We start from the raw sequence: 22,603 nt of genomic DNA, 5'->3' as shown, positions 1-22,603 counted from the left end.
CAATGGCCCCATTTCCAAATGCCGCTGCCGGGCCTAAAACAACCCGGCACGGCAAGGGAGTGGTGGCATGGCGGTAGGCGTATTCGATAGCGGTCTGGGCGGTCTGACGGTCCACAAGGCCATTGCCGCCCGCTTGCCCGATCTGCCGCTGGTCTATTATGGGGATAATGCCCATACGCCCTATGGCACCCGCACGCCCGATGACATCTTTGACCTGACCACCGCCGGGGTGGAGCGGCTGTGGGCGGAAGGCGTCGACCTGGTCATCCTCGCCTGCAACACCGCCAGCGCCGCCGCCCTGCGCCGGATTCAGGAGAAATGGCTGCCGAAGGACAAGCGCGTCCTTGGCGTCTTCGTCCCGATGATCGAGGCGCTGACCGAACGGCAATGGGGCGACAACTCGCCCCCGCGCGAGGTCTCGGTCAAGCATGTGGCGCTGTTCGCCACCCCCGCCACCGTCGCCAGCCGCGCCTTCCAGCGCGAATTGGCTTTTCGCGCCGTTGGCGTGGATGTCGAGGCCCAGCCCTGCGGCGGGGTCGTCGATGCCATCGAGCAGGGGGATGAAATTCTGGCCGAGGCGCTGGTCACAAGCCATGTCGAGGCGCTGCTGCGCCGGATGCCTCATCCCGAGGCCGCGATCCTTGGCTGCACCCATTACCCGCTGATGCAGGATGCGTTTCAGCGCGCGCTCGGGGATCATGTGAAGGTCTATTCGCAGGCCGGTCTGGTCGCCGACAGCCTTGCCGATTACCTGATGCGTCGGCCCGAGATGCTGGGCAGCGGCACCGCGTCCAAGTTCCTGACCACCGGCGACCCGGTGCGCGTCTCGGGCAAGGCGACGCAGTTCCTGCGCAACCCGATCCGCTTTGAATCCGCCTGAGGTATCCCCATGTCAGGTATGAAATCGCTGAAGAAAAAGCGCCGCATCCAGATCCTGATCGCGGCGGGTGTCGCGCTGGTCCTGGCCGTGGCGCTGATCGGCTACGGGTTTCGCGACGGCATCAACCTCTATCGCTCGCCGAGCCAGTTGGCCGAAGCCACGCCGGACCCGGACGAGTATTTCCAGCTGGGCGGGCTGGTCAAGGAAGGCTCGATTACCGCGACCGACGGGGTGGCTTTCGATTTCGTCATCACCGACAATGTCGCCGAGGTGCCGGTCAGCTATGTCGGCCGCGATCCGGCCCCGGACCTGTTTTCCGAGGGGCAGGGCACCATCGCCAAAGGCTATTACCGCAATGGCCGGTTCGAGGCCGACAACCTGCTGGCCAAGCATGACGAGACCTATATGCCGAAAGAGGTCATCGACTCGCTGAAGGAAGCCGGGGTCTACGAGGACCCGAATTCCTGATCCTGCGCCCGGCGCATCCTAGACGAACTGCTCGCGCGTCAGCCGCTCCTCGAGCCCGTGGCCGGGATCGAAGAGGATGCGATGGGCGATGGCCGGTTCCGACCGGATCTCGACCCACAGCACCCGGTCGACGCCGCGCGAGTCGGCATCGGCCATGACCGGGCGTTTCTCGGGCTCGAGCACATCGAAGCGCACCACTCCCGATTTCGGCAGGATCGCGCCCCGCCAGCGACGCGGGCGGAAGGCGGCAATGGCGGTCAAAGCCAGCACGTCCGAGCCCATCGGCAGGATCGGGCCATGGGCGGAATAGTTATAGGCGGTCGACCCGGCCGGCGTGCACAGCAGCGCGCCGTCGCAGACCAGTTCCTCCATCCGCACCCGGCCATCGACGCTGATCCTCAGCTTGGCCGCCTGCGGACCGGCTCGCAGCAGGCTGACCTCGTTGATCGCCAGCGCCCGGTGTTCGTGCCCGTCGCCCGCGCCGGCCAGCATCGAGAGCGGGTTCGTCACCGCCTCCTCGGATTCGGCGATGCGGTCGGGCAGGTCATCCTCGGCATAGTCGTTCATCAGGAAGCCGATGGTGCCGCGGTTCATGCCATAGACCGGCAGGCCGGTATTCTTGTGCAGGGTGGTCAGCATCAGCCCGTCGCCGCCGAGCGCCACGATCACATCGGCCTCGGACTGGCGGGTCTGGCCATAGCGCGCGGTCAGGCGGTCGAGCGAGTCCTGCGCCACCGGGGTCTCGCTTGCCACGAACATCAATCTGGGTGCCATGGCGCCTTTCCTTGCCAACCGGCACCAGATTTCCGCCTGCGCTCCCGGAAGGCAAGCCCCGATCGCTGCCCCGATCGCTACGCCGCCGCTTTCGCACCCCTGTGCGTCGAATTCGCTGTTTATGCCGACGCCGGCCTCGGCTAAAGGGAAGCCGAGCGCAGCAGTCCAGCCGGAGACAGCCGATGAACACCCAGACCCATGCCTTCTTCACCGCCGAACTCGCCGACAGCGATCCCGCCATTGCCAAGGCCATCGGTCAGGAGCTGGGCCGCCAGCGCGACGAGATCGAGCTGATCGCCTCGGAAAACATCGTCTCCAAGGCCGTGCTGCAGGCGCAGGGCTCGGTGCTGACCAACAAATATGCCGAGGGCTATCCGGGCAAGCGCTACTACGGCGGCTGCCAGTATGTCGACATCGTCGAGGACCTGGCCATCGACCGGGCCAAGCAGCTGTTCGATTGCGGCTTCGCCAACGTCCAGCCGAACTCGGGCAGCCAGATGAACCAGGCGGTGTTCCTCGCGCTCTTGCAGCCGGGCGATACCTTCATGGGGCTGGACCTGAATTCGGGCGGCCACCTGACCCACGGCTCGCCGGTGAACATGTCGGGCAAATGGTTCAACGTGGTCAGCTATGGCGTGCGCCAGCAGGACCAGCTTCTGGACATGGAGGCGATTGCCGAGTCCGCCCGGACCCACAAGCCCAAGCTGATCGTCGCCGGTGGCACCGCCTATAGCCGGGTCTGGGACTGGGCCGCCTTCCGCAAGATCGCCGACGAGGTTGGCGCCTACCTGATTGTCGACATGGCCCATATCGCCGGCCTGGTGGCGGGCGGCCAGCATCCCTCGCCGCTGCCCCATGCCCATGTCGTGACCACCACCACCCATAAATCGCTGCGCGGTCCGCGTGGTGGCATGGTGCTGACCAATGACCCGGACATCGCCAAGAAGATCAACTCGGCGGTGTTCCCGGGCCTGCAGGGCGGCCCGCTGATGCACGTGATCGCCGCCAAGGCCGTGGCCTTCGGCGAGGCGCTGGACCCTTCGTTCAAGGAATACGCCGCGCAGATCGTCAAGAATGCCCGCGCCATGGCCGATGAGTTGATGAAGGGCGGCATCGATATCGTTTCGGGCGGCACCGACAACCACCTGATGCTGGCCGACCTGCGCCCGAAAGGCGTGACCGGCAAGGCGACCGAGGCCGCGCTTGGCCGCGCCCATATCACCTGCAACAAGAACGGCGTGCCGTTCGACCCGGAGAAGCCCTTCGTCACCTCCGGCATCCGCCTCGGCACGCCCGCCGGCACCACCCGTGGCTTCAAGGAAGAGGAATTCCGCCAGATCGCCCGCTGGATCGTCGAGGTCGTCGACGGGCTGGCGCAGAACGGCGACGAGGGCAATGCCGAGGTCGAGGCCAAGGTCCGCGCCGAGGTCGAGGCCCTGTGCCAGCGCTTCCCGCTGTACCAGGGGATGTGATCTCCGGTTGAGGTTATGGCCCGCCGCATGAGAATGCGGCGGGCTTTTTCATGGATGTGAGAGAGGGCGAGCGCCTGTCCGTGGGGTGGCGCTGCCACGCTGCGCCGATGCACTTTATGGTGCCAAGCCTCTCGCTTGGGTGATCTCGGGACCAGCGTCACCAAAGCGCCAGCCCGCCGGGACGAGCAGGCGCTCGCCCGGCGGGCTTCGCCCTTGCTCCGGGCGGGGGCTGCGGATCGACCGTCCCCATCCTCTTTGCATTCCCTGCACAACTCAGGCGATATGAGCATATCGAGCAGAGGAGCGAGTCGCATGACCGTCAGGGACGTGAACCAATCCACCGGCGAGCCGAAATGGAGCCTTGTCGGCCCTGGCATCGTCGTCGCCGCCACCGGTGTCGGCGCGGCCGACCTGATCGCCACCACCGTCGCGGGCAGCAAATACGGCTATGCGCTGCTGTGGGCGATCATCGCCGGCTGCATCATGAAGGTGGTGCTGGTCGAGGGCGCGGGCCGCTATACGCTGGCCACCGGCAACACCATCTTCGAGGGCTGGAGCAGCCTCGGCCGCTGGACCCATTGGTATTTCGGCCCCTATATCGTGATCTGGGGCTTCGTCTATGGCGCCGCCGCGATGGCGGGCACGGGCCTCGCGCTCTACTCGCTCTTCCCGTTTCTCAGCGTTGCCGTCTGGGGCATCGTCTCGGGGCTTCTGGGCATGCTTCTGGTCTGGTCGGGCCGCTATGACCGGTTCGAAAAGGTGCTGACGGCGCTGGTCTGCCTGATGTTCGTGACCATGGTGCTGGCCGCCGCCCTGACCTTGCCCAATCTGGGCGAGATCCTGACCGGCCTCGTCCCGATCATCCCCGAGGGCGCGCTGATCAACGTGCTCAGCGTCGCCGGCGGCGTCGGCGGCACCATCACGCTGGCCGCCTATGGCTACTGGCTGCGCGAGAAGGGCTGGACCACGCCGCGCTTCATGCGGGTGATGCGTCTGGACAATGGCATCGCCTATCTGGTCACCGGCATCTTCGTCGTCGCCACCCTGATCGTCGGCGCCGAACTGCTCTATTCCGCCGGCATCGTCATCGGCGCGGGCGATCAGGGCATGGTCGATCTGGCCGGCGTGCTGGGCGAGCGTTACGGCACATGGATGAGCAAGCTGTTCCTGGTCGGCTTCTGGGCCGCCTCGATGTCCTCGCTGGTTGGCGTCTGGAACGGCGTCAGCCTGATGTTCGCCGATTTCCTCGGCCATGTGCAGGGCAAGCCGCATGAGGACCCGGACCGTCTGGCCGGCGGTCGCTATTACAAGTTCTACATCTTCTGGCTGACCATCCCGCCGATGGTGATGCTCTTCGTCGGCCAGCCGGTCTATCTGATCCTCGCCTATGGCGTCTTGGGCGCGCTGTTCATGCCCTTCATGTCGGTGACGCTGCTGTGGATCCTGAACACCGACCGGGTGCCGCGCGAATGGCGCAACAAGCTTCTGACCAATATCCTGCTGGTCCTTTGCACGCTGGCCTTTGCCGCCTTGGCGCTGGATCAGTTGCGCGGCGCCATTGTGAAGGTGCTGTAAGCTGGTTCGGGCGCGGTCCTAGAGCTGACCGCGCCGCACCATCACCCAGATCACCACGGCGCCCAGAACCAAGAGACCCAGTGCCACCGATGCCGCGAAATTCACCGCCCGGTTCTGCCAGCGGCTGACGCTGCCAAGCGGGCGCAGATGCGCGGTCAGCAGGTGATGGGCACGCGAGGGCGCGCGCAGGTCCATCTGCCGGGCGATGCGGGGCTGGGCCAGCCGCTGATCGGCCTCGGCCAGCGTTTTCGCCGACACCCTGAGCCGCCGGGGCAGGGCGGCGCCGCGTCGGCGGATCATCTCGGCAAGGCCGGGAAACTCGCCCCGCCGCGCCCCGCCAAAGCGCTCGGCCATCAGCCGGGCGACCTCGTCGGCCATGTTGCGAATATCTTCGGGGGTCTGTGCCTGTGTCATGGGCGGCAGCATAGGGGCTGCGCCGGGGCGGCGCCAGCTTGAAGCGGGCGGGAAAACATGATCGGTTCGCATCGGCAGGAGGGCGCGCATGAGCATCACCGAGCACTGGATCGAGACACCGCGCGGGCGGCTGTTCCTGCGGGACTGGGCTGGCGATGGCGCGGTGCCGCTGATCCTGATGCATGATTCCCTCGGTTCCGTAGACCTGTGGCGCGGCTTTCCCGAGGCCTTGGCGCGGGCAACAGGGCGGCGGGTGCTAGCCTATGACCGGCTCGGCTTCGGCCGCTCGGACCCGCATCCCGGCGAACTGGACCGGCCCGGCTTCGTCACCGGCGAGGCAGGGGGCGATTTCGCCCGGGTGATCGCGGCGCTGGGGATCGAGCACTTCGCCATCCTCGGCCACAGCGTCGGCGGCGGCATGGGCATCGGCATTGCTGCTGCCTTCCCGGATCGCTGCAGGGCGCTGGTGACGATCTCGGCCCAGACCTTCGCCGAGCCGCTGACCCTGCAGGGCATCAGCGAGGCCAAGGCAGGCTTCGCCGCGCCGGGGCAGATGGAACGGCTGGCGCGCTGGCACGGCGAGAAGGCGCCTTGGGTGCTCGACGCCTGGACCGAGACCTGGCTGTCGCCGGTCTTCGCCGACTGGACCCTCGACGCCGCCTTGGCGCAGCTCCGCTGCCCGGTGCTGGCGATCCATGGCGAGGCGGATGACTATGGCAGCACCGCCCATCCCTTGCGGCTTGCCGAGCGGGCGGGCGGTCCGGTAGTGCTGCGGCTCATGGCCGGCGAGGGGCATTTCCCCCATCGCAGCGACGAGGCCGGCACCGTGGCGGCGGTGGCGGAATTTCTGGCGGGTTTGCCCGTCGAGGGCAGAAACAGGACGGGGGCGATATGCTGAACACGATCATCACGGGCGAGGGGCCGGGCACGCCGGTTCTGCTGGTCCATGGGCTTTTCGGTCAGGGCCGCAATCTCGGCGGCATCGCCCGTCGGCTGGCTCAGGGCCGCCGCGTCGTCAGCGTCGACATGCGCAATCACGGCGACAGCTTCCATGACGAGGATCACAGCTATCCGGCGCTGGCCGATGATCTGGCCAAGGTGATCGACGCCCATGGCGGGCGGATGGATGTGGTCGGGCATTCCATGGGCGGCAAGGCCTCGATGATGCTGGCGCTGACCCGGCCCGAGATGGTCGAGCGGCTGGCGGTGCTGGACATCGCGCCGGTCGCCTATCCGCACAGCCAGTCGGTCTATATCGACCAGATGGAGGCGCTCGATCTGACCGGGCTCGACCGCCGCTCGGAAGCCGACAAGCGGCTGGCCGAGATCCTGCACGCCCCCAGCCTGCGCGCCTTCTTCCTGCAATCTCTGGACCTGAAATCCCAGCCCGCGCGCTGGACGCTGAACCTCAAGGTGCTGCGCGAGGAGATGGACCGGCTGGTCGGTTGGCCGGCGGATGCGGTCACGGCCGGGCGTTTCACCGGGCCGGCCCTGTTCATCGCGGGCGCCGACTCGGATTACGTCGATGCCGCCGGAGAGGCGGAAATCCAGCGCCTGTTCCCGCAGGCACAGATCCGGCGCATCGAGGGGGCGGGGCATTGGCTTCATGCCGAAAAGCCCGAGGAGACTGCCGAGGCCGTGGCCGGGTTCCTCGCCCGCGACTAGCAGTCGAGATCGAACATCGCCTCGCCGCTGTCGCCGGGGATGCGGGTGCGGATGCTGTCGGGGATGACCCGGCAGCCGGTGGTTGCTGCCGCGGCCTCGGCCATCAGCGCCTGCACACCCGCGCGTTCGCTGCGCTTCAGATAGCCCATGCGCAGCACCTCGACCTCGTCGCCCTTCTGGAAGGTGACGAAACGTAGGCCCTGCACAACGACCTCGCGCTTCACCGATCCAATCATCGTCGGATGTGCGGTTTCGCAACCCGCGAGCAGGAAAAGGCTGAGCAAGGCAAGACGCATGACCAGGACCCTAGCCCCCGCAAGCTTAACGCCCGGTTAATCGCTCCGCGCGCCCATTTCATCTTGGCGCAAATATCCTCTGGGGGTCCGGGGGGCGAAGCGCCCCCGGCTCACGCGCCCCGCATTGCAGATTACCCCGGCAGCGGCTACATGCGCGGCATGGAAAACCGCCCCGACCTCCCGCCCGAAATCGCCCGCCGCCGGACCTTTGCGATCATCTCGCATCCGGACGCCGGCAAGACCACGCTGACCGAGAAATTCCTGCTGTTCGGCGGGGCGATCCAGATGGCCGGGCAGGTGCGGGCCAAGGGCGAGGCGCGGCGCACGCGCTCGGACTTCATGAAGATGGAACAGGACCGGGGCATCTCGGTCTCGGCCTCGGCCATGTCCTTCGAATATGACGGGCACCGCTTCAACCTCGTCGACACGCCGGGCCACAGCGATTTCTCGGAAGATACCTATCGCACGCTGACGGCGGTGGACGCCGCGATCATGGTGATCGACGGCGCGAAGGGCGTCGAGAGCCAGACCCGGAAGCTGTTCGAGGTCTGCCGGCTGCGCGACCTGCCGATCCTGACCTTCTGCAACAAGATGGACCGCGAAAGCCGCGACACCTTCGAGATCATCGACGAGATCCAGGAAAACCTGGCGATCGACGTTTGCCCGGCAAGCTGGCCCATCGGCATGGGGCGCGAGTTCATCGGCGCCTATGACCTCTTGCATGACCGGCTGGAGATCATGGACCGCGCCGACCGCAACAAGGTGGCGGAATCGGTCAAGATCTCGGGCCTCGACGATCCCAAGCTGGCCGATCACATCCCGGCGGACCTGCTGGCGAAGCTGCGCGAAGAGGTCGAGATGGCGCGGGAACTCTTGCCCGTCTTCGACCGGCAGAGCTTCCTTGAAGGTCATCTGACGCCGATCTGGTTCGGCAGCGCCATCAACAGCTTCGGCGTGAAGGAACTGATGAACGGCATCAGCCAATACGGCCCGACGCCGCAGCCGCAGATGGCGGCTGAACGCCAGATTGCCCCCGAGGAAAACCCCGTGACCGGCTTCGTCTTCAAGGTGCAGGCGAACATGGACCCGAAGCACCGCGACCGCGTGGCCTTCGTGCGCCTGGCCAGCGGCCATTTCGAGCGCGGGATGAAGCTCACGCATGTGCGCTCGAAGAAGCCGATGGCCGTGACCAACCCGGTGCTGTTCCTCGCCGCCGACCGCGAACTGGCCGAGGAGGCCTGGGCCGGCGACATCATCGGCATTCCGAACCACGGGCAATTGCGCATCGGTGACGCGCTGACCGAGGGCGAGGGGCTGCGCTTCACCGGCATCCCCTCCTTCGCGCCGGAACTGCTGCAGACCGTCCGCTCGGGCGATCCGATGAAGGCCAAGCACCTGGAAAAGGCGCTGATGCAATTCGCCGAGGAAGGTGCCGCCAAGGTGTTCAAGCCGATGATCGGCTCGGGCTTCATCGTCGGCGTGGTGGGCCAGCTGCAATTCGAGGTGTTGGCCAGCCGGATCGAGATCGAATACGGCATCCCGGTCCGCTTCGAACCCTCGCAATTCACCTCGGCCCGCTGGGTCAGCGGGCCGCAGGCGAAACTCGACGCCTTTGCCAACCAGAACAAGCAGCACATGGCCAGCGACCATGATGGCGATCCGGTCTACCTGACCCGGCTGCAATGGGACATCGACCGCGTGGTGCGCGATCACCCGGACCTGAAGCTGACGGCGACGAAAGAGATGATGGTGTGAGCCTGCCGGTTCACGAGTTGGCCGCCCTTGGGGCGGCGGCTTGCTGGGCCTTTACCGGCACCATCGTCACCGGCGCGGTGCGCGAAATCGGGCCGTTCCGCTTCAACCTCTTGCGGCATGGCTTCGTGATCGTCCTGCTCAGCGGCATCGTCGCGATCTGGTCGCAGGGCACAGACCTGTCGCGCTGGTCCGCCGTGGTGCTGGTCATCTCGGGCATCATCGGCATCTATATCGGCGACACGCTGAACTTCGCCGCCGTCGGGCGGCTGGGGGCGCGTCGCGCCGGCGCGGTCTTCGCGCTGAACGCGCCGATGGCGGCGGCGCTTGGCTGGCTGCTGCTGGACGAGCAGTTGAACGGGCAGGCCATTCTGGGCATCGCCGCCACCGCCGTCGGTGTCGCCATCGCCATCGTCGGCCGCCCGCCGGCCCATGCCCACCGCTTCGAGCAGACCGAGGGCATCATCCTGACCGGCATCGCCTTTGGGCTTGGCGCCGCACTGGGGCAGGCTGGCGGGGCGCTGGTCGCACGCCCGGTGATGGAGCTGGGGGTCGATCCCTATGTCGCCTCGCTGATCCGGGTCGCGGCCTCGGGTCTCTGCATGGCGATCTCGGCCAGCGCCATGATGGCGGCGCGGGTGCCGCTGGGGCCGCCGAACCCGATCACGCCTGCCGTCCTCTGGCCCGCGCTGGCGACAGCCTTCATCGGGCTGGGCCTCGGCATGACACTGCTGATGTTCGCGCTGGCGGGCGGCAAGGTCGGGATCATCTCGACCCTGTCGGCGACCTCGCCGGTGCTGATCCTGCCGATGCTGTGGCTCAGGACCGGGCAGCGACCGACCGGGGCAAGCTGGCTGGGCGCGGCCATCGCCTGCGCCGGCATGGCGCTGATCTTCCTGCGCTGACCGCCCTCAGGCGAAGGCCATGCCGTCGATCTTCTGACCCTGCTCGTCGACCGCATCGCACCAGACGGTGAACTTTTCCAGCCGGTGCGCACCGAAGCTGTTCAACAGCGGCACATCGGCGGCGTCATGGCCGCGCGCCACCACCACGCGGCCGATGCGGGCGGCGTTGTTCCGGGGGTCGAAGGTGTACCATTTGCCGCCCAGATAGACCTCGATCCAGGCCGAGAAATCCATCGGATGACCCGGATCGGGCACGCCGATATCGCCCAGATAGCCGTTCACATAGCGCGCCGGAATGTTCAGCGCCCTGAGGAAGGCCAGCGCCAAGTGGGCGAAGTCGCGGCAGACGCCGACGCGGCCCGCATTGGCCTCGGTCGCGGTGCGGGTGGCCGAGGCCTGCTGGTAGTCGAAGGTCAACCGGGCATTGGCATAGTCCACGATATGCTGCACCCGGCCCCATCCGGGGGCGACCCCGCCGAAAAGATCCCAGGCCTCCTGGCTGATCAGGTCGGTCTCGACATAGCGAGAACCGGTCAGAAAGGTCAGCACGTCGTCGGGCAGCGCCTCGACCGGCCATTCGGGCGCGGCCTCGTCCACCTCGTCGACCTGCCCGTCATCGAGCAGGGTCACATCGCCCCGCAGGGTGAACCTGCCTGCCGGCGCGATCAGGCGCCGGCAGATATTGCCGTAGAGGTCGAAATAACTGTGGATGGGCACCTGCGGGTCGGTCTCGACCCGTTCGGGACCCAGAAAGTCGCCCTGCCGCGACACATGCGGCGCGACAAGGCAGACCAAGGGTGTGTCCCGGTCGGCAGAAATGGTGATCTCGTGGCCGACCCGGAGCCGCATCATACCACCTGCGCGTCCAACGAGATCTCGGCGTTCAGCACCTTGCTGATCGGGCAGCCGGTCTCGGCCTCGCCAGCCAGCCTCAGCATCTCGTCGCGGTCGCCATCGCCCGAGATCTTCGTGACCAGGTGCGCCTTCGTCACCTTGAAGCCACCGGCGGGATCGGGCTCCAGCGAAATCTCGGACGTGGTCTCGACCGAGGTGTTCTTGATCCCGGCCTGTTCCAGCATCAGGGACAGCGCCATCGAGAAGCAGGCGGCATGGGCAGCGCCCAGCAATTCCTCGGGATTGCTGCCGGCCACACCCTCGAAACGGGTGTTGAAGCCGTAGGGCTGATCCTTCAGCGCCCCCGATTGCGTCGAGACGGTGCCGCCACCGGTCTTCAGACCGCCATCCCACTTGGCCGAACCCGATTTCTTGATCATCGCAGAGCTCCTTTCGTTCTGTCTGCCTGATCAACGCCATTGGGTCAGCGCCGGTTCAACCCGCTAGGGTTGCTTTTTGTGCAACTGCACGGCGGGCGGGCAGCGAGCCTCTGCGCCTGCTCGTGCCGGGGCAGTCAGCGCATGGCATTGGCCTGACGCGGGGTGACGAAAACTCGCTGGATTCGTGGCATCAGCCGCAGAGTCGCCGCCATTCCGACATGGCGAAACGGTCGGTCATCCCCGCAACATAATCCAGCACCATCCGCGCCCGCTCGGTCTCGGAGGGCGTCGCCGCAGCCTCCAACCCCCAATGGTCGGGCATCTGCGCCGGGTCGGCGAGAAACAGCGGGAAAAGGTCGTTCAGCATGGCGGTGGCGCTGGCGCGCTCCTCGACCACCGAGGGGGCGCGGTACATCCGGGTGAACAGGAAGGACTTGATCGCCTTGATGTTCTGATAGAGCGGCTTGGAAAACCGGATGATCGGCCCCTCCATGTCGCGGATCTGCTGGGCCGAAGTGGGTTGCAGGCTGGTCAGCCGGTTGCGGGCCACGGCGATCACATCCTCGACCATGACGCCGAAGACCCTGCGCAGCGCCTCGTGCCGGCGGCGCATCGGGTCAAGCCCGGGATGCAGCTCGTCCACGCGGGCGAAGGCCGGGCCGATCACCGGCAGTTCGCGCAACTCCTCCTCCGTGAACAGGCCCGCGCGCAGCCCGTCATGCAGGTCATGGTGGTTATAGGCCACGTCATCGGCCACGGCCGCCACCTGCGCCTCGGCGCTGGCATTGGTGTGCAGTTCCAGGTCCCACTGGGCATTCACCTCGGCCAGCGCATAGGGCAGGGGGCCGGTGACCGGGCCATTATGCTTGGCGATGCCTTCCAGTGATTCCCAGGTCAGGTTCAGCCCGTCGAAATCGGCGTAATGGCGTTCCAGCCGGGTGACGATGCGCAGCGCCTGCGCATTGTGGTCAAAGCCGCCATAGGGCGCCATCAGCGCCGCCAGCGCATCCTCGCCGGTATGGCCAAAGGGCGGATGGCCGAGATCATGGGCCAGCGCCACGGTCTCGGCCAGTTCGGTGTTCAGGTCCAGGGCGCCTGCGATGGTGCGGGCGACCTGCGCCACCTCGATCGTGTGGGTCAGCCGGGTGCGGAAATAGTCGCCGCGATATTCCTCGCCCTCCAGTTCCACGAAGACCTGGGTCTTGTGCTTCAGCCGCCGGAAGGCCGAGGAATGGATGATGCGGTCGCGGTCACGCTGCCAGGGGCTGCGGAAGGTCGACATGCGCTCGGGCCAGAGGCGGCCGCGACTGTCTTGCGGCTGGCAGGCATAGGGTGCGGTCATGTCTGTTCCTTGCAGGGCGTCGGGGCGAAGCCTATATTTCGGACTCAACGGCGAAAACGGGAACAACCGATGAACCTGCCTCCGAAAGTGACTGATCGGGCCTTTGCGCGGCTGGCCGAGATCAATGATGGTGCTGTGGCGCGCCCGCTGCGCGTGGCGGTGCTGGGCGGCGGCTGCTCGGGTTTCCAATACGAGATCCGTATGGACGATGCCGAGGCCGATGACCTGGTGCTTGAAGGCGGCGGTCAGCGGGTGATTGTGGACCCGGTGTCGCTGCCGTTCCTGGCCGGCGCGGTGATCGATTTCAGCGACGAGTTGATCGGCGCGCGCTTCGTGATCGAGAACCCCAACGCCACCTCGAGCTGCGGCTGCGGCACCTCCTTCTCGATGTAATCCCTCAGTCGCAGAAGACCCGGCGCAGGCGCAATTCGCGGCTTTGATAGGTCAGCGGCGGGCGTTGGACCTGCGGTGCGGGCAGGCGGTCGAAGCTCAGGGCCTGCGTCGATACGCGCGGCTCCGAGGGCAGCTTGCGCACCGCCGGCCGGCCCTCCGTCACATCGCGCGACCAATCGGGTGCGCTGTCGTCGCGCAGGTCGCGGGTCTGACTGCTCAACCCCGCCAGCTCGCAGATGGTCTGCGGCGCGGTCTCTGTGATGGCCACCTGATCGCCCTCCTGACCCAGCCACAGCACATGGCCCTCGCGGCGCGAGCCATCGGACACGCCGAAATGCAGCGGCTCGGGCAGGCTGGTCCATTGCGTCGCCGCACCGAACAGCGCCTCGCCCCCTTGCCAGTCCGCCCCCGAGGCGATGCCGATCTGCCAGTCACCCGGCGGAACCAACACCCGGAAGAAATCCCCGCCGCGGATATAGGCGGCCAGCACCGGCGCATCTCCTCCGGGCGGGGTCAGCATCACCACATGATCCAGCCCGGCCTCGCTGTGCAATTGCAGGGGCAGGGTGGCCGGCAAGCCGCTGCGGTTCCACATCAGCCCGGCCACCGGGCGCTCGGCGGTCATGGCCGGCGAAGCCGCAAGCGCAGTGAGAAGGGCGAGGATCAGGCGCAAGGGCGGTTCCTTTCGCGGCCAGTCTAGGGCGCTGCGCTGCTGCTTGCCAATCACGCCCCCGCGCGCCATGGTGCGGCCATGAAAATCGCAAGCTTCAACATCAATGGCGTCAAGGCGCGGATCGAGGCCCTGACCGACTGGCTGGCCGGGTCCGAGACCGATGTCGTCGTGCTGCAGGAAATCAAGTCGGTGGACGAGGGTTTCCCGCGCGAGCATTTCGAGGACCTGGGCTGGACGGTCGAGACCCATGGCCAGAAGGGCTTCAACGGCGTCGCCATCCTGTCGAAACTGCCGCTGGAGGACGTGACGCGCGGCTTGCCGGGCGACGACACGGACGAGCAGGCCCGCTATATCGAGGCGACCGTGATCGGTGCGCGGGCGGTTCGGATCGCCGGGCTCTATCTGCCCAATGGCAACCCGGCGCCGGGGCCGAAATACGATTACAAGCTCGCGTGGATGGAACGGCTGAAGCGGCGGTCCGAGGAGTTGCTGGCGGGCGAGATGCCGGTTGTGATGCTGGGCGATTACAACGTTATCCCCCAGCCGCGCGATGCCGCCAAGCCCGATCAATGGACGGGCGATGCGCTGTTCCTGCCCGAAAGCCGGGCGGCCCTGCGCCGGATCGCGGCCGAGGGTTGGAGCGATGCGTTGCGGCTGGCCGAGCCCTTCACCGATCGCGGCCCCTTCACCTTCTGGGACTATCAGGCCGGGGCGTGGCCGAAGGATAACGGCATCCGCATCGACCATCTGCTGCTGAGCCCCGAGGCCGCCGACCTGGTCGAGGAGAGCGGCGTGGATCGCGCCGCGCGGGACGGCGACAAGCCCAGTGACCACGTGCCGGTCTGGGTGCGGCTGGCCGCCTGATTCCCGATCTACCGAAGGCAAAAGGCTGAGCGGCGCTCGCGCCGCTGATCGCTCCTGCGCGCGCAATTTCGCCGTATGGGCCTTGATGCGGTCTGCCGTGAAAGGTTTTTGATTGACTGATCAATCAATATCCGGCAAGCACATCCGAAAGTTGACCCAGCGGCAGCCGATATTGTCGCGAAATTCACCCGACTGCATTACGCTTACGCTGAATCTGCGTTTCTGGACCGACCCGACCGACCTTCGTCCCCGTGACCGTCAGAGAGGATCTCCATGACCCCGATCATCACCGTCGCCTATCTGAGTGTTCTGGCCTGCGCCATCTTCGTGCTGATCCGCTGGCCCCGTATGCGCGTCACCGGCGAAACCCCGGTGGGGGTATTCACGCTGGTCGCTCTGCTGTTCACCGCCGGTCTCGACATGGGGCTGGTAATGCTGCCCCTGGGCGAGTTCCCGATCTACGAGGGCGATCAGGCCTATGCCTTCACCAATGCGCTGGCGGTCGAGTTCGGCATGTGGGGACCGCTGGTCTGGCTGATGTATTTCGTCGCCACCTTCTATTTCGTCGCCATCGAGCCGCGCCTGCGCCTGTTCGAGATCCCGGCGGTGAAATGGGTCTATAATCTGACGGTCATCGCTACCTGTTCCTTCACCTGCTACCTCTTCATGATCAACCTGCCGACCTATGCGCCCGACCTGCCGCAATGGGCGATCTGGGGGCTGGCCATCGGCGTCATCGCCTTCTCGGTCGTGTCGAGCGGCAATTTCGCCATCATGAAATGGCTGGCCATCGTCTCGACTTACGGTTTCGGACTTTTGGCTTTCACCACGCTGGCCGTGGTCGCGCTAGCCTATAGCGGCACCGGCATCGGCAGCTTCTTCGGCAATATCAGGCTGCTGATGGACTATTTCCCCAATATCGCGCGCTTCACCACGCCGATCTCGGACTACCACGAATTCTACCTGTTCTGGTGGTTCGCCTGGAGCATCATGATCGGCCAGTTCGTTGCCCGTTTCGTCGGCGGTCTGCCGGTCTGGCAACTGGCCGGGGCGATGGTGCTGTTGCCGGCGATCCCGCTGGGGCTGTGGTTCTGCGTGCTGTTCGTCTATCACCAGAACCAGATCGTCATTCCCGGCTGGCTCAACTGGTTCATGATCGGCGTGGGCATCGTCTTCGTGGTCAACTCGCTGGACAGCCTGATCCGCCTCTATGCCGCCAACCTGGGCTGGTCGCGGGAACAGCTGGGCGACCGGGTCTATTACCCGCTGCACTTCATCCTGCAATTCCTGCTGGTGATCGCCTATTTCTACACCCCCTTCCAGATCCAGTGGGTCGGGCTGGTGGTGGCTGGCCTCTACGGCGTCATCTATGTGTTGATGCTGCAGCGGCTGGACCGGCTGTCGGACCTGCACGAGGGCGCGGCGGTGAAGGCGGGGGAATAAGTGGGACCGCCGTTTGGCGAATTCCAGCGGTCATGCTAGGCTGATCGACACGGATCTTGTGCAGAGATCGGCCGGGACGCAGCCCGACCGATCCCGTAGCGAGAGGGCCCTTTTGCACTCTGCCGCAACAGGGAGACACCAGCATGTTCGCACGCGTGACCATCTATCGGCTGAAGCCCGGCGCCCTTGCGGCTGCGACCGATCTTCAGAACTCGGTTCACAGCCAGATCATGGGGCTGCCCGGCCTGAGGCAATTCATCAATCTGGTGAACGAGGATGGGCAGGGATATGTCATTTCCCTGTCCGACAGCGCCGCCATCGCCAATGCCAACAGCGCACTGATCGCCGAGATCTGGAAAGCCTTCGCGCCGCATCTCGAGGGGCCCCCGACACCGGGCGGTTATGACGTGATCGCCAACTGGTCGAATTGAGCGAAGCGGCCGGCCCGGCTTGCGGCCGGGCCCATGCCTCAGTCGTCGTCGCCGAAGCGGGCGTCGTCGTCGGATTCGTCTTCGCCCTCGGGGACGTATTTCGAGCTGAGCGCGATCGAGTGATTGTCATGGATCGGGTCCATGACCACGTCCGCCGGAATCTCGCCCGTCAGCCATTCGCGGATCTCGTCGCGCGCCTCGCGCGCATCCTGCTCAGTCACTTCCGCGATATAGGCGATGAAGGCACGCTGGTCGCCGTCGATCTCGTCCAGCTCGGATTCCTCGGCTTCAGGCCATTTGTCGATGATCGCCTCGTAGAAGGCCGGCCAGTTCTCCTGAACGTGATGCCACTTCATTGGTATCCCCCTCCGCCCATGCTGCCCTGGACGGTGCGTGCTGCGCCGGTAATATCCTCGCCCACCCCGGCGACGGTGTTGCATCCGGCCACGGTCAGGGTGGCCAGCAGAGCCAATACGACGATCTTCATCACTGGGCCTCCTGCCACCACACGTCCGGCATGAAACCCGGCCAATCGCCGTAAATCGGCGTCTTTTCAGGATAATGCAGGCTGGAACTATGCGCCAGTCGAGAAATCGGCGAATAGCTGACCGGGATGACATAGCGCCCCGCCGTCAGCACCCGGTCCAGCGCCCGCACCGCGGCGGTGAAATCCTCGGGACCGGCGGCATTCAGCATCTCGGTGATCATCGCCTCGGCGGCGGGGCTGTTCATCCCCATCCAGTTGCGGCTGCCCGGCTCGGTCACGCCGGCGGCACCCCAATAGAGCAGTTGCTCGTTCCCCGGCGACAGCGACAGGGCGCGTTCATACCAGGTCATGTCGAAATCATAGCGGTTGGTGCGGTCGACATATTGCGCCGCGTCCAGGAGCGTCACCTTGGGGGTGATGCCGAGGTTGCGCAGCGATTCGATGTAGATATCCACCATCTGCTGGGTCTCGGCGGCGGTGCGCATGGCGCTGCCCGACTGGTTCAGCACGATCTCGAAGGCGAAGGGCTGGCCCTCGGCGTTCTTCAACACCCCGTCCTGCACCGTCCAGCCAGCCTCTTCCATCAGCTTCAGCGCGCTGCGCAGGCCCCGACGGTCCAGTGCCTTGTCCGAGCCTTCGGGCAGGGTATAGCCCTCCATCGTGCCGGGCGGCAGATCGGCGGCGAAGGGCTCCAGCAGCTCCTTCACCCGGCCCTCGGCCGCTCCGGGCTGCATCGCCAGCACCGAGTTCGAGAAATAGGAGGTGATGCGGGGCTCCTTTCCGCCGTTCAGCGTCGCGTTGATGAACTGGAAGTTGAAGGCCTCGATCATCGCCTCGCGCACGCGCCAGTCGGCGAAGATCGGATTTCGGGTGTTCATCACCAGCCCCATGATCCCCGAGGGGCGTTCATTGCCGATCTCGGATTTCACCACCTCGCCCGAGGTCACGCGGGGAAAGCTGAATTCCGTGTCCCATTTCGTCGGCGACAGCTCGCGCCAGACGTCGACCTCGCCGGCGCGGAAGGCCTCGAACATGGCATTGGCATCGCCGAAATAGTCATAGCGGATTGTGTCGAGATTGTTCCGCCCGGCATTGATCGGCAGATCCTTGCCCCAGTAATCCGGGTTGCGCTTGAAGCTGATCGAGCGGCCGGCATCCACCTTGTCCACCACATAGGGGCCGGAACCGATCGGCACCTCGAGCCCGGATTCGGTGAAATCCTTGCCCTCCCATTGCGCCTTCTTCAGGATCGGGCGCAGGCCCATGATCAGCGGCAATTCCCGGTCGACGGTGTTGAAGCTGATGCGGACCTTGTTCTCGGCGGTCTTCTCGATCTTCTCGACCTTCTCCCATGCGCCCAGATAGCGGGGATGGCCCTGCGTGCCGAGGGTCTCATAGGACCAGATCACATCCTCGACCGTGACGGGCGAGCCGTCCGAGAACTTGGCATCGGGGCGCAGGGTGAACTCGATCCAGCTGCGACTCTCGTCGGTCTCGACGCTTTCGGCCAGCAGCCCGTAAAGGGTGAAGGGCTCGTCGATGCTGCGATACATCAAGGTCTCGGCCACGACCGACATGGTGCCGAAGAAGACCGGGTTGCCCTTCAGTACCCAGGACTTCAGCGAATCGAATCCGCCCGGCTCGGCAAAGCGAATCGAGCCGCCTTTCGGGGCCTCGGGATTGGCGTAGGGCAGCGAGGTGAAGCCGGCCGGAAGGGCAGGTTCTCCATACATTGCAATGCCATGGCTGGGCGCGGCAAAGCTTGCCAGCGGCATTGCGGCAACAGTCGCCGCGAGGGCGAATCTCACGAAAAATCGCCTTTCGCTCGCGGATTCGTTAAGGATTTTCAAGATTCGCATGATCGGGTGCCTGCCTCGTTCTGGTTTTGCTGTGATTTCAACCGGCAGACGAGGCCAGCGTCAACCAAGGCGTGAACTTCGACCTTGGACTCCGGCGGTTGATCGCGTATAAATAACTTACTGCTCGATAGGTTTCTTGCCTGTATGAAACCTGCCTCATGACTTGCGCCCGCCTTGTGCGGGCGCTTTTTTTTTTGGCTTTCGGCGCGGGTCGGGCACCCGCCGGGCGGGTTTCCGCCCCATGCTGCGGCGCCAAAGTTTCCTGCTGCGCCTGCCGCATGGCGCGCCTATGCTGCGGGCGCAAAGTCGACGAATTGGAGATTCCCATGTTTGACACATTCCTGAGCGGCAAGACGGCCATCGTGACCGGCTCGAATTCCGGCATCGGTCTGGGCGTTGCGACCGAACTGGCGCGGGCGGGTGCCAATATCGTGCTGAACAGCTTTACCGACCGCGACGAGGATCACGCGCTGGCGGAAAAGCTGGGCAAGGAATTCGGTGTCACCGCGCGCTATATCCAGGCGGATATGTCCAAGGGCGATCAATGCCGCGCGCTGGTCGAGAAGGCGGGCAGCTGCGACATCCTGGTCAACAATGCCGGCATCCAGCATGTCGCGCCGATCCCGGAATTCCCGACCGACAAATGGGACGCGATCATCGCCATCAACCTGAGTTCCGCCTTCCACACCACCGCTGCCGCGCTGCCGATGATGCGCAAGGCCGGCTGGGGCCGGGTGGTCAACATCGCCTCGGCCCATGGCCTGACGGCGAGCCCGTTCAAATCGGCCTATGTCGCCGCCAAGCATGGCGTGGTCGGACTGACCAAGGTGACGGCGCTGGAAACGGCAGAAGAACCGATCACCGCCAATGCCATCTGCCCGGGCTACGTGCTGACCCCGCTGGTCGAGGCGCAGATCCCCGACACGATGAAGGAATACAAGATGACCCGCGAGGAGGTGGTGCGGAACGTGCTGCTGCAGCGCCAGCCCTCGAAGCAGTTCGCCACGGTCGAGGAACTGGGCGGCACCGCCGTGTTCCTCTGCAGCAATGCGGCGGCGCAGATCACCGGCACCACGATCTCCGTGGATGGCGGCTGGACGGCGCTCTGAGCCAAGCCTCGTGCTGACAGATGAAGGGGTGCGGTCGTCTTGGCCGTGCCCCTTTTCTCATCGGTCGGCAGCGGCCTCGGCCAGGATGAACTGGCGGAAGGCGCGGATCGCCGGGCGGTTGCGCCGCGCCTCTGGATAGACCAGCCAATAGGATTTGCCGTTGCCGCAGGTCATCTGGAAGGGCTGGACCAGGCTGCCGGTCGCCAGCTCGTAGCGGAAGAAGCGCGGGGTCAGCACCGCCACGCCCTGACCGGCAATGGCGGCGCGGGCCTCGTGGATCTGGGTGCCGAGATCCGGGGTCGGGCTGGCGGCCTCGGGCAGGTCCGCGATCCCGGCCTTGCAGAACCACATGGCCCAATGCGGATCGCCCGAGTCGATCCGGGGCAGGGTCAGAAGTTCTGCCGGGTCGGTCAACCGGCGACCCTCCAGCAGGCGCGGGGACAGCATCGGGGTGATCTCGAAATCGAACAGCCGATGCGCGGTCAGGCCCGACCAGTCGCCATGGCCAAAGCGGATCGCCAGGTCGAAATCGTCGCGAGCGAAGTTGATGTTCTTGTCGCTGGCATCCAGGCGCAGCGTCAGCTCGGGGTGATCCATCTGGAAGCGCCCCAGCCGCTCGGCCAGCCAGTTGCCCGACAGCGTGACCGGCGTGGTGATCGACAGCGTGGAGGCCCGGCCCGAACTGTCGGCATAGGCATTGCGCAACAGGTCAAAGGCCTGCGTCGTCGGTGCCGCAAGCCGCTGGCCCAGCTCGGTCAGTTGCAGCGCGCGGGGCTGGCGCAGGAACAGCGCCTGACCCAGACGTTCCTCCAGCAGCTTGATCTGGTAGCTGATCCCGGCCTGCGTCAGGCCCAGCTCGTCCGCCGCCTTGGTGAACGACAGGTGCCGGGCGGCGGATTCAAAAGCACGGATGGCGGCGAGGGGCGGAAGCTGCATAAGCTGGCCTTATGAACGGTTGCCGGGGCTTTGTTGGATATGTCCAGAAAATCATAGCAGTCTGGTGGCATCGATCAACCGCCTGAAACAGTCAGGCTTGAAATGGAGGACATCATGTCCAGCGAAACCTGCAACCTGCCGCGCCCGTCCCGTCTTTACTTGCTTTGGTCACGCGCCATCGATCTGGCGGTGTGGCTCTGGCCCGAGGGGGCCATGCCAACCCATCCCTGCGCCAGCCGCGTCACCCGCGATCTGGCGCGCGATCTGCGCTATGTCCCGGACCATCTGCGCCGCGACATCGGGCTGGACGGCGGGCAAGGCTTGAGCGCGATCCTATGCCCTATTGGCCGCTTTAGGGCCGACTAGCGGCAGCCCTCGCAGAAGCCCTTGATGCGGGCAATCGCGTCGGTCAGTTCCGCGTCGCTGGTCGCGTAGGAGATGCGGAAATGCGGGCTGAGGCCGAAGGCCGCACCGAAGACCACCGCCACGCCGGTTTCCTCCAGCAGCGCATTGGCGAAGGCCTCGTCGTTCTCGATGACCTTGCCGCCGGCCGAGGTTTTGCCGAGGAGCCCCTTGATCGAGGGATAGACATAGAAGGCGCCGACCGGGGTCGGGCAGTCGATGCCGGGGCAGGTGTTCAGCCCGGCCACCACCAGGTCGCGCCGGCGCTGGAAGGCGGCGCGGCTTTCGGCGATGTAGTCCTGCGGGCCGTTCAACGCCGCCAGCGCTGCATATTGGCCGATCGAGGAGGGGTTCGAGGTCGATTGCGACTGCAGCTTGGCCATGGCCTTGATCAGCAGTTCCGGCCCGGCGCCATAGCCGATGCGCCAGCCGGTCATGGCATAGGCCTTGCTGACCCCGTTCATCGTCAACGTGCGATCCTTCAGCCGCGGCTCGACCTGCGCCGGGGTGACGAACTCGAAATCATCGAAGACCAGATGCTCGTAGATGTCATCGGCCAGCACCCAGACATGGGGGTGCTTCACCAGCACATCGGTCAGCGCCTGCATCGCCGCGCGGTCATAGCCCGCGCCCGAAGGGTTCGAGGGCGAGTTGAGGATCAGCCATTTGGTCCGGGGCGTGATCGCCGCCTCCAGCGCCTCGGGCGACATGACGAAGCCCTGTTCGGCGGTGCAGGACACGAAGACCGGCGTGCCGCCTGCCAGCAGCACCATGTCGGGATAGCTGACCCAATAGGGCGCCGGCACGATCACCTCGTCGCCGGGGTTCAGCGTGGCCATCAGCGCATTGTAGAGGATCTGCTTGCCGCCGGTGCCGACGCTGACCTGCGAGGGTTTGTAATCCAGCCCGTTCTCGCGGGCGAACTTGTCGCAGATCGCCTGTTTCAGCGCCGGGATGCCGTCAACGGCGGTATAGCGCGTATGACCCGCATCGATGGCGGCCTTGGCGGCTTCGCGGATATGGGCGGGCGTGTCGAAATCGGGCTCGCCGGCCGAGAGGCTGATGATGTCCTGCCCGGCAGCGCGCAATTCCAGCGCGCGGCCGCTCATGGCGATGGTCGGTGACGGTTTCACGCGTGCCAGCGTATCGGACAGAAAAGCCATGACCCGGACCCCTGATTTGTAATGAC

The 22,603-nt window shown here is 65.7% G+C and carries 26 protein-coding genes; 14 read left to right on the top strand and 12 right to left on the bottom strand.

Annotation, left to right across the window (positions count from 1 at the left end; translation table 11 throughout):
• Nucleotides 1–67: 67 nt before the first annotated feature.
• Both murI and ccmE read left to right on the top strand, forming a co-directional pair.
• On the top strand, nt 68–880 hold the full coding sequence (gene murI / locus Q1A36_RS02510) for a glutamate racemase (RefSeq protein ID WP_299839232.1): 813 nt from the start codon (nt 68–70) through the stop codon (nt 878–880).
• A gap of 18 nt (nt 881–898) precedes the next feature.
• The gene (ccmE, locus tag Q1A36_RS02505; protein WP_299839350.1) at nt 899–1,348 is read left to right on the top strand and encodes a cytochrome c maturation protein CcmE; all 450 of its coding nucleotides are present in this window, start codon (nt 899–901) and stop codon (nt 1,346–1,348) included.
• Nucleotides 1,349–1,366: 18 nt separating this feature from the next.
• On the opposite strand, the gene Q1A36_RS02500 is transcribed toward ccmE, so the two are convergent.
• A complete protein-coding gene (locus Q1A36_RS02500) occupies nt 1,367–2,122 on the bottom strand; it encodes an NAD kinase (protein ID WP_299839229.1) in 756 nt (251 codons plus the stop codon).
• Nucleotides 2,123–2,304: 182 nt separating this feature from the next.
• Here Q1A36_RS02500 and glyA point away from each other — a divergent pair, with 182 nt between their 5' ends.
• Both glyA and Q1A36_RS02490 read left to right on the top strand, forming a co-directional pair.
• Nucleotides 2,305–3,594 (top strand): serine hydroxymethyltransferase, encoded by a 1,290-nt coding sequence (glyA, locus tag Q1A36_RS02495; protein WP_299839227.1) that lies wholly within the window; start codon nt 2,305–2,307, stop codon nt 3,592–3,594.
• A gap of 312 nt (nt 3,595–3,906) precedes the next feature.
• On the top strand, nt 3,907–5,169 hold the full coding sequence (locus tag Q1A36_RS02490) for an Nramp family divalent metal transporter (RefSeq protein WP_299839224.1): 1,263 nt from the start codon (nt 3,907–3,909) through the stop codon (nt 5,167–5,169).
• Nucleotides 5,170–5,187: 18 nt separating this feature from the next.
• Here Q1A36_RS02490 and Q1A36_RS02485 read toward each other — a convergent pair whose 3' ends face one another.
• Nucleotides 5,188–5,583, bottom strand: coding sequence for a hypothetical protein (locus Q1A36_RS02485; protein WP_299839222.1), 396 nt, complete (start codon nt 5,581–5,583; stop codon nt 5,188–5,190).
• Nucleotides 5,584–5,671: 88 nt separating this feature from the next.
• Between Q1A36_RS02485 and Q1A36_RS02480 the strand changes: the two genes are divergently transcribed.
• Entirely contained in the window at nt 5,672–6,481 is an 810-nt protein-coding gene (locus Q1A36_RS02480; protein ID WP_299839219.1) for an alpha/beta hydrolase, read from the top strand.
• A complete protein-coding gene (locus Q1A36_RS02475) occupies nt 6,475–7,248 on the top strand; it encodes an alpha/beta fold hydrolase (RefSeq protein WP_299839216.1) in 774 nt (257 codons plus the stop codon). Before Q1A36_RS02480 ends, Q1A36_RS02475 begins: the two co-directional genes overlap by 7 nt.
• Here Q1A36_RS02475 and Q1A36_RS02470 read toward each other — a convergent pair.
• Nucleotides 7,245–7,544: a hypothetical protein gene (locus Q1A36_RS02470; protein WP_299839213.1), complete on the bottom strand. Its 300-nt coding sequence runs from the start codon at nt 7,542–7,544 to the stop codon at nt 7,245–7,247. The two genes, Q1A36_RS02475 and Q1A36_RS02470, sit on opposite strands and share 4 nt — an antisense overlap.
• 159 nt (nt 7,545–7,703) lie before the next feature.
• Here Q1A36_RS02470 and Q1A36_RS02465 point away from each other — a divergent pair, with 159 nt between their 5' ends.
• Nucleotides 7,704–9,299 carry a peptide chain release factor 3 gene (locus tag Q1A36_RS02465; protein ID WP_299839211.1) on the top strand — a complete coding sequence of 532 codons (1,596 nt, stop codon included), beginning with the start codon at nt 7,704–7,706 and terminating at the stop codon, nt 9,297–9,299.
• Nucleotides 9,296–10,201 carry a DMT family transporter gene (locus tag Q1A36_RS02460; RefSeq protein ID WP_299839208.1) on the top strand — a complete coding sequence of 302 codons (906 nt, stop codon included), beginning with the start codon at nt 9,296–9,298 and terminating at the stop codon, nt 10,199–10,201. Before Q1A36_RS02465 ends, Q1A36_RS02460 begins: the two co-directional genes overlap by 4 nt.
• A gap of 6 nt (nt 10,202–10,207) precedes the next feature.
• Here Q1A36_RS02460 and Q1A36_RS02455 read toward each other — a convergent pair whose 3' ends face one another.
• The 3 genes from Q1A36_RS02455 to Q1A36_RS02445 all read right to left on the bottom strand — a co-directional run bounded on the left by Q1A36_RS02455 (nt 10,208) and on the right by Q1A36_RS02445 (nt 12,817).
• Nucleotides 10,208–11,050 carry a transglutaminase family protein gene (locus Q1A36_RS02455; protein ID WP_299839205.1) on the bottom strand — a complete coding sequence of 281 codons (843 nt, stop codon included), beginning with the start codon at nt 11,048–11,050 and terminating at the stop codon, nt 10,208–10,210.
• Nucleotides 11,050–11,475, bottom strand: a complete 426-nt coding sequence (locus tag Q1A36_RS02450) for an OsmC family protein (protein ID WP_299839203.1) — start codon at nt 11,473–11,475, stop codon at nt 11,050–11,052. Before Q1A36_RS02450 ends, Q1A36_RS02455 begins: the two co-directional genes overlap by 1 nt.
• A gap of 190 nt (nt 11,476–11,665) precedes the next feature.
• Nucleotides 11,666–12,817, bottom strand: a complete 1,152-nt coding sequence (locus tag Q1A36_RS02445; protein ID WP_299839200.1) for a deoxyguanosinetriphosphate triphosphohydrolase — start codon at nt 12,815–12,817, stop codon at nt 11,666–11,668.
• Nucleotides 12,818–12,886: 69 nt separating this feature from the next.
• Here Q1A36_RS02445 and Q1A36_RS02440 point away from each other — a divergent pair, with 69 nt between their 5' ends.
• Nucleotides 12,887–13,210: an iron-sulfur cluster assembly accessory protein gene (locus Q1A36_RS02440; RefSeq protein ID WP_299839197.1), complete on the top strand. Its 324-nt coding sequence runs from the start codon at nt 12,887–12,889 to the stop codon at nt 13,208–13,210.
• A 4-nt stretch (nt 13,211–13,214) separates the two neighbouring features.
• Here the strand turns inward: Q1A36_RS02440 and Q1A36_RS02435 are convergent, their stop codons facing one another.
• Nucleotides 13,215–13,952: a hypothetical protein gene (locus tag Q1A36_RS02435; protein ID WP_299839194.1), complete on the bottom strand. Its 738-nt coding sequence runs from the start codon at nt 13,950–13,952 to the stop codon at nt 13,215–13,217.
• A 9-nt stretch (nt 13,953–13,961) separates the two neighbouring features.
• Here Q1A36_RS02435 and xth point away from each other — a divergent pair, with 9 nt between their 5' ends.
• The 3 genes from xth to Q1A36_RS02420 all read left to right on the top strand — a co-directional run bounded on the left by xth (nt 13,962) and on the right by Q1A36_RS02420 (nt 16,621).
• A complete protein-coding gene (gene xth / locus Q1A36_RS02430) occupies nt 13,962–14,747 on the top strand; it encodes an exodeoxyribonuclease III (protein WP_299839190.1) in 786 nt (261 codons plus the stop codon).
• 273 nt (nt 14,748–15,020) lie between these two features.
• Entirely contained in the window at nt 15,021–16,190 is a 1,170-nt protein-coding gene (locus Q1A36_RS02425; RefSeq protein WP_299839187.1) for a BCCT family transporter, read from the top strand.
• 143 nt (nt 16,191–16,333) lie between these two features.
• Complete coding sequence (locus tag Q1A36_RS02420) at nt 16,334–16,621, top strand: hypothetical protein (protein WP_299839184.1); 288 nt, start codon at nt 16,334–16,336, stop codon at nt 16,619–16,621.
• 38 nt (nt 16,622–16,659) lie between these two features.
• On the opposite strand, the gene Q1A36_RS02415 is transcribed toward Q1A36_RS02420, so the two are convergent.
• The 3 genes from Q1A36_RS02415 to Q1A36_RS02405 are packed head-to-tail and all read right to left on the bottom strand — an operon-like array spanning nt 16,660 to nt 18,883.
• Complete coding sequence (locus Q1A36_RS02415; protein WP_299839181.1) at nt 16,660–16,977, bottom strand: hypothetical protein; 318 nt, start codon at nt 16,975–16,977, stop codon at nt 16,660–16,662.
• Nucleotides 16,974–17,108 carry a hypothetical protein gene (locus Q1A36_RS02410; RefSeq protein ID WP_269801966.1) on the bottom strand — a complete coding sequence of 45 codons (135 nt, stop codon included), beginning with the start codon at nt 17,106–17,108 and terminating at the stop codon, nt 16,974–16,976. Before Q1A36_RS02410 ends, Q1A36_RS02415 begins: the two co-directional genes overlap by 4 nt.
• On the bottom strand, nt 17,108–18,883 hold the full coding sequence (locus Q1A36_RS02405) for an extracellular solute-binding protein (RefSeq protein WP_299839347.1): 1,776 nt from the start codon (nt 18,881–18,883) through the stop codon (nt 17,108–17,110). Before Q1A36_RS02405 ends, Q1A36_RS02410 begins: the two co-directional genes overlap by 1 nt.
• A gap of 410 nt (nt 18,884–19,293) precedes the next feature.
• Here Q1A36_RS02405 and Q1A36_RS02400 point away from each other — a divergent pair, with 410 nt between their 5' ends.
• Nucleotides 19,294–20,076, top strand: a complete 783-nt coding sequence (locus tag Q1A36_RS02400) for a 3-hydroxybutyrate dehydrogenase (protein ID WP_299839178.1) — start codon at nt 19,294–19,296, stop codon at nt 20,074–20,076.
• A 57-nt stretch (nt 20,077–20,133) separates the two neighbouring features.
• On the opposite strand, the gene Q1A36_RS02395 is transcribed toward Q1A36_RS02400, so the two are convergent.
• Entirely contained in the window at nt 20,134–21,012 is an 879-nt protein-coding gene (locus Q1A36_RS02395; RefSeq protein WP_299839175.1) for a LysR substrate-binding domain-containing protein, read from the bottom strand.
• A 114-nt stretch (nt 21,013–21,126) separates the two neighbouring features.
• On the opposite strand from Q1A36_RS02395, the gene Q1A36_RS02390 reads away from it, so the two are divergent.
• Entirely contained in the window at nt 21,127–21,378 is a 252-nt protein-coding gene (locus Q1A36_RS02390) for a hypothetical protein (protein ID WP_299839172.1), read from the top strand.
• Here the strand turns inward: Q1A36_RS02390 and Q1A36_RS02385 are convergent.
• Nucleotides 21,375–22,577 (bottom strand): pyridoxal phosphate-dependent aminotransferase, encoded by a 1,203-nt coding sequence (locus Q1A36_RS02385; RefSeq protein ID WP_299839169.1) that lies wholly within the window; start codon nt 22,575–22,577, stop codon nt 21,375–21,377. The genes Q1A36_RS02390 and Q1A36_RS02385 overlap by 4 nt on opposite strands.
• Nucleotides 22,578–22,603 lie beyond the last annotated feature (26 nt).

Source organism: uncultured Paracoccus sp. (assembly GCF_947487305.1).
GTDB lineage: Bacteria > Pseudomonadota > Alphaproteobacteria > Rhodobacterales > Rhodobacteraceae > Paracoccus.
Note: the sequence above shows the minus strand (reverse complement) of the source record. Positions and strands in the feature narration are given on the sequence as shown.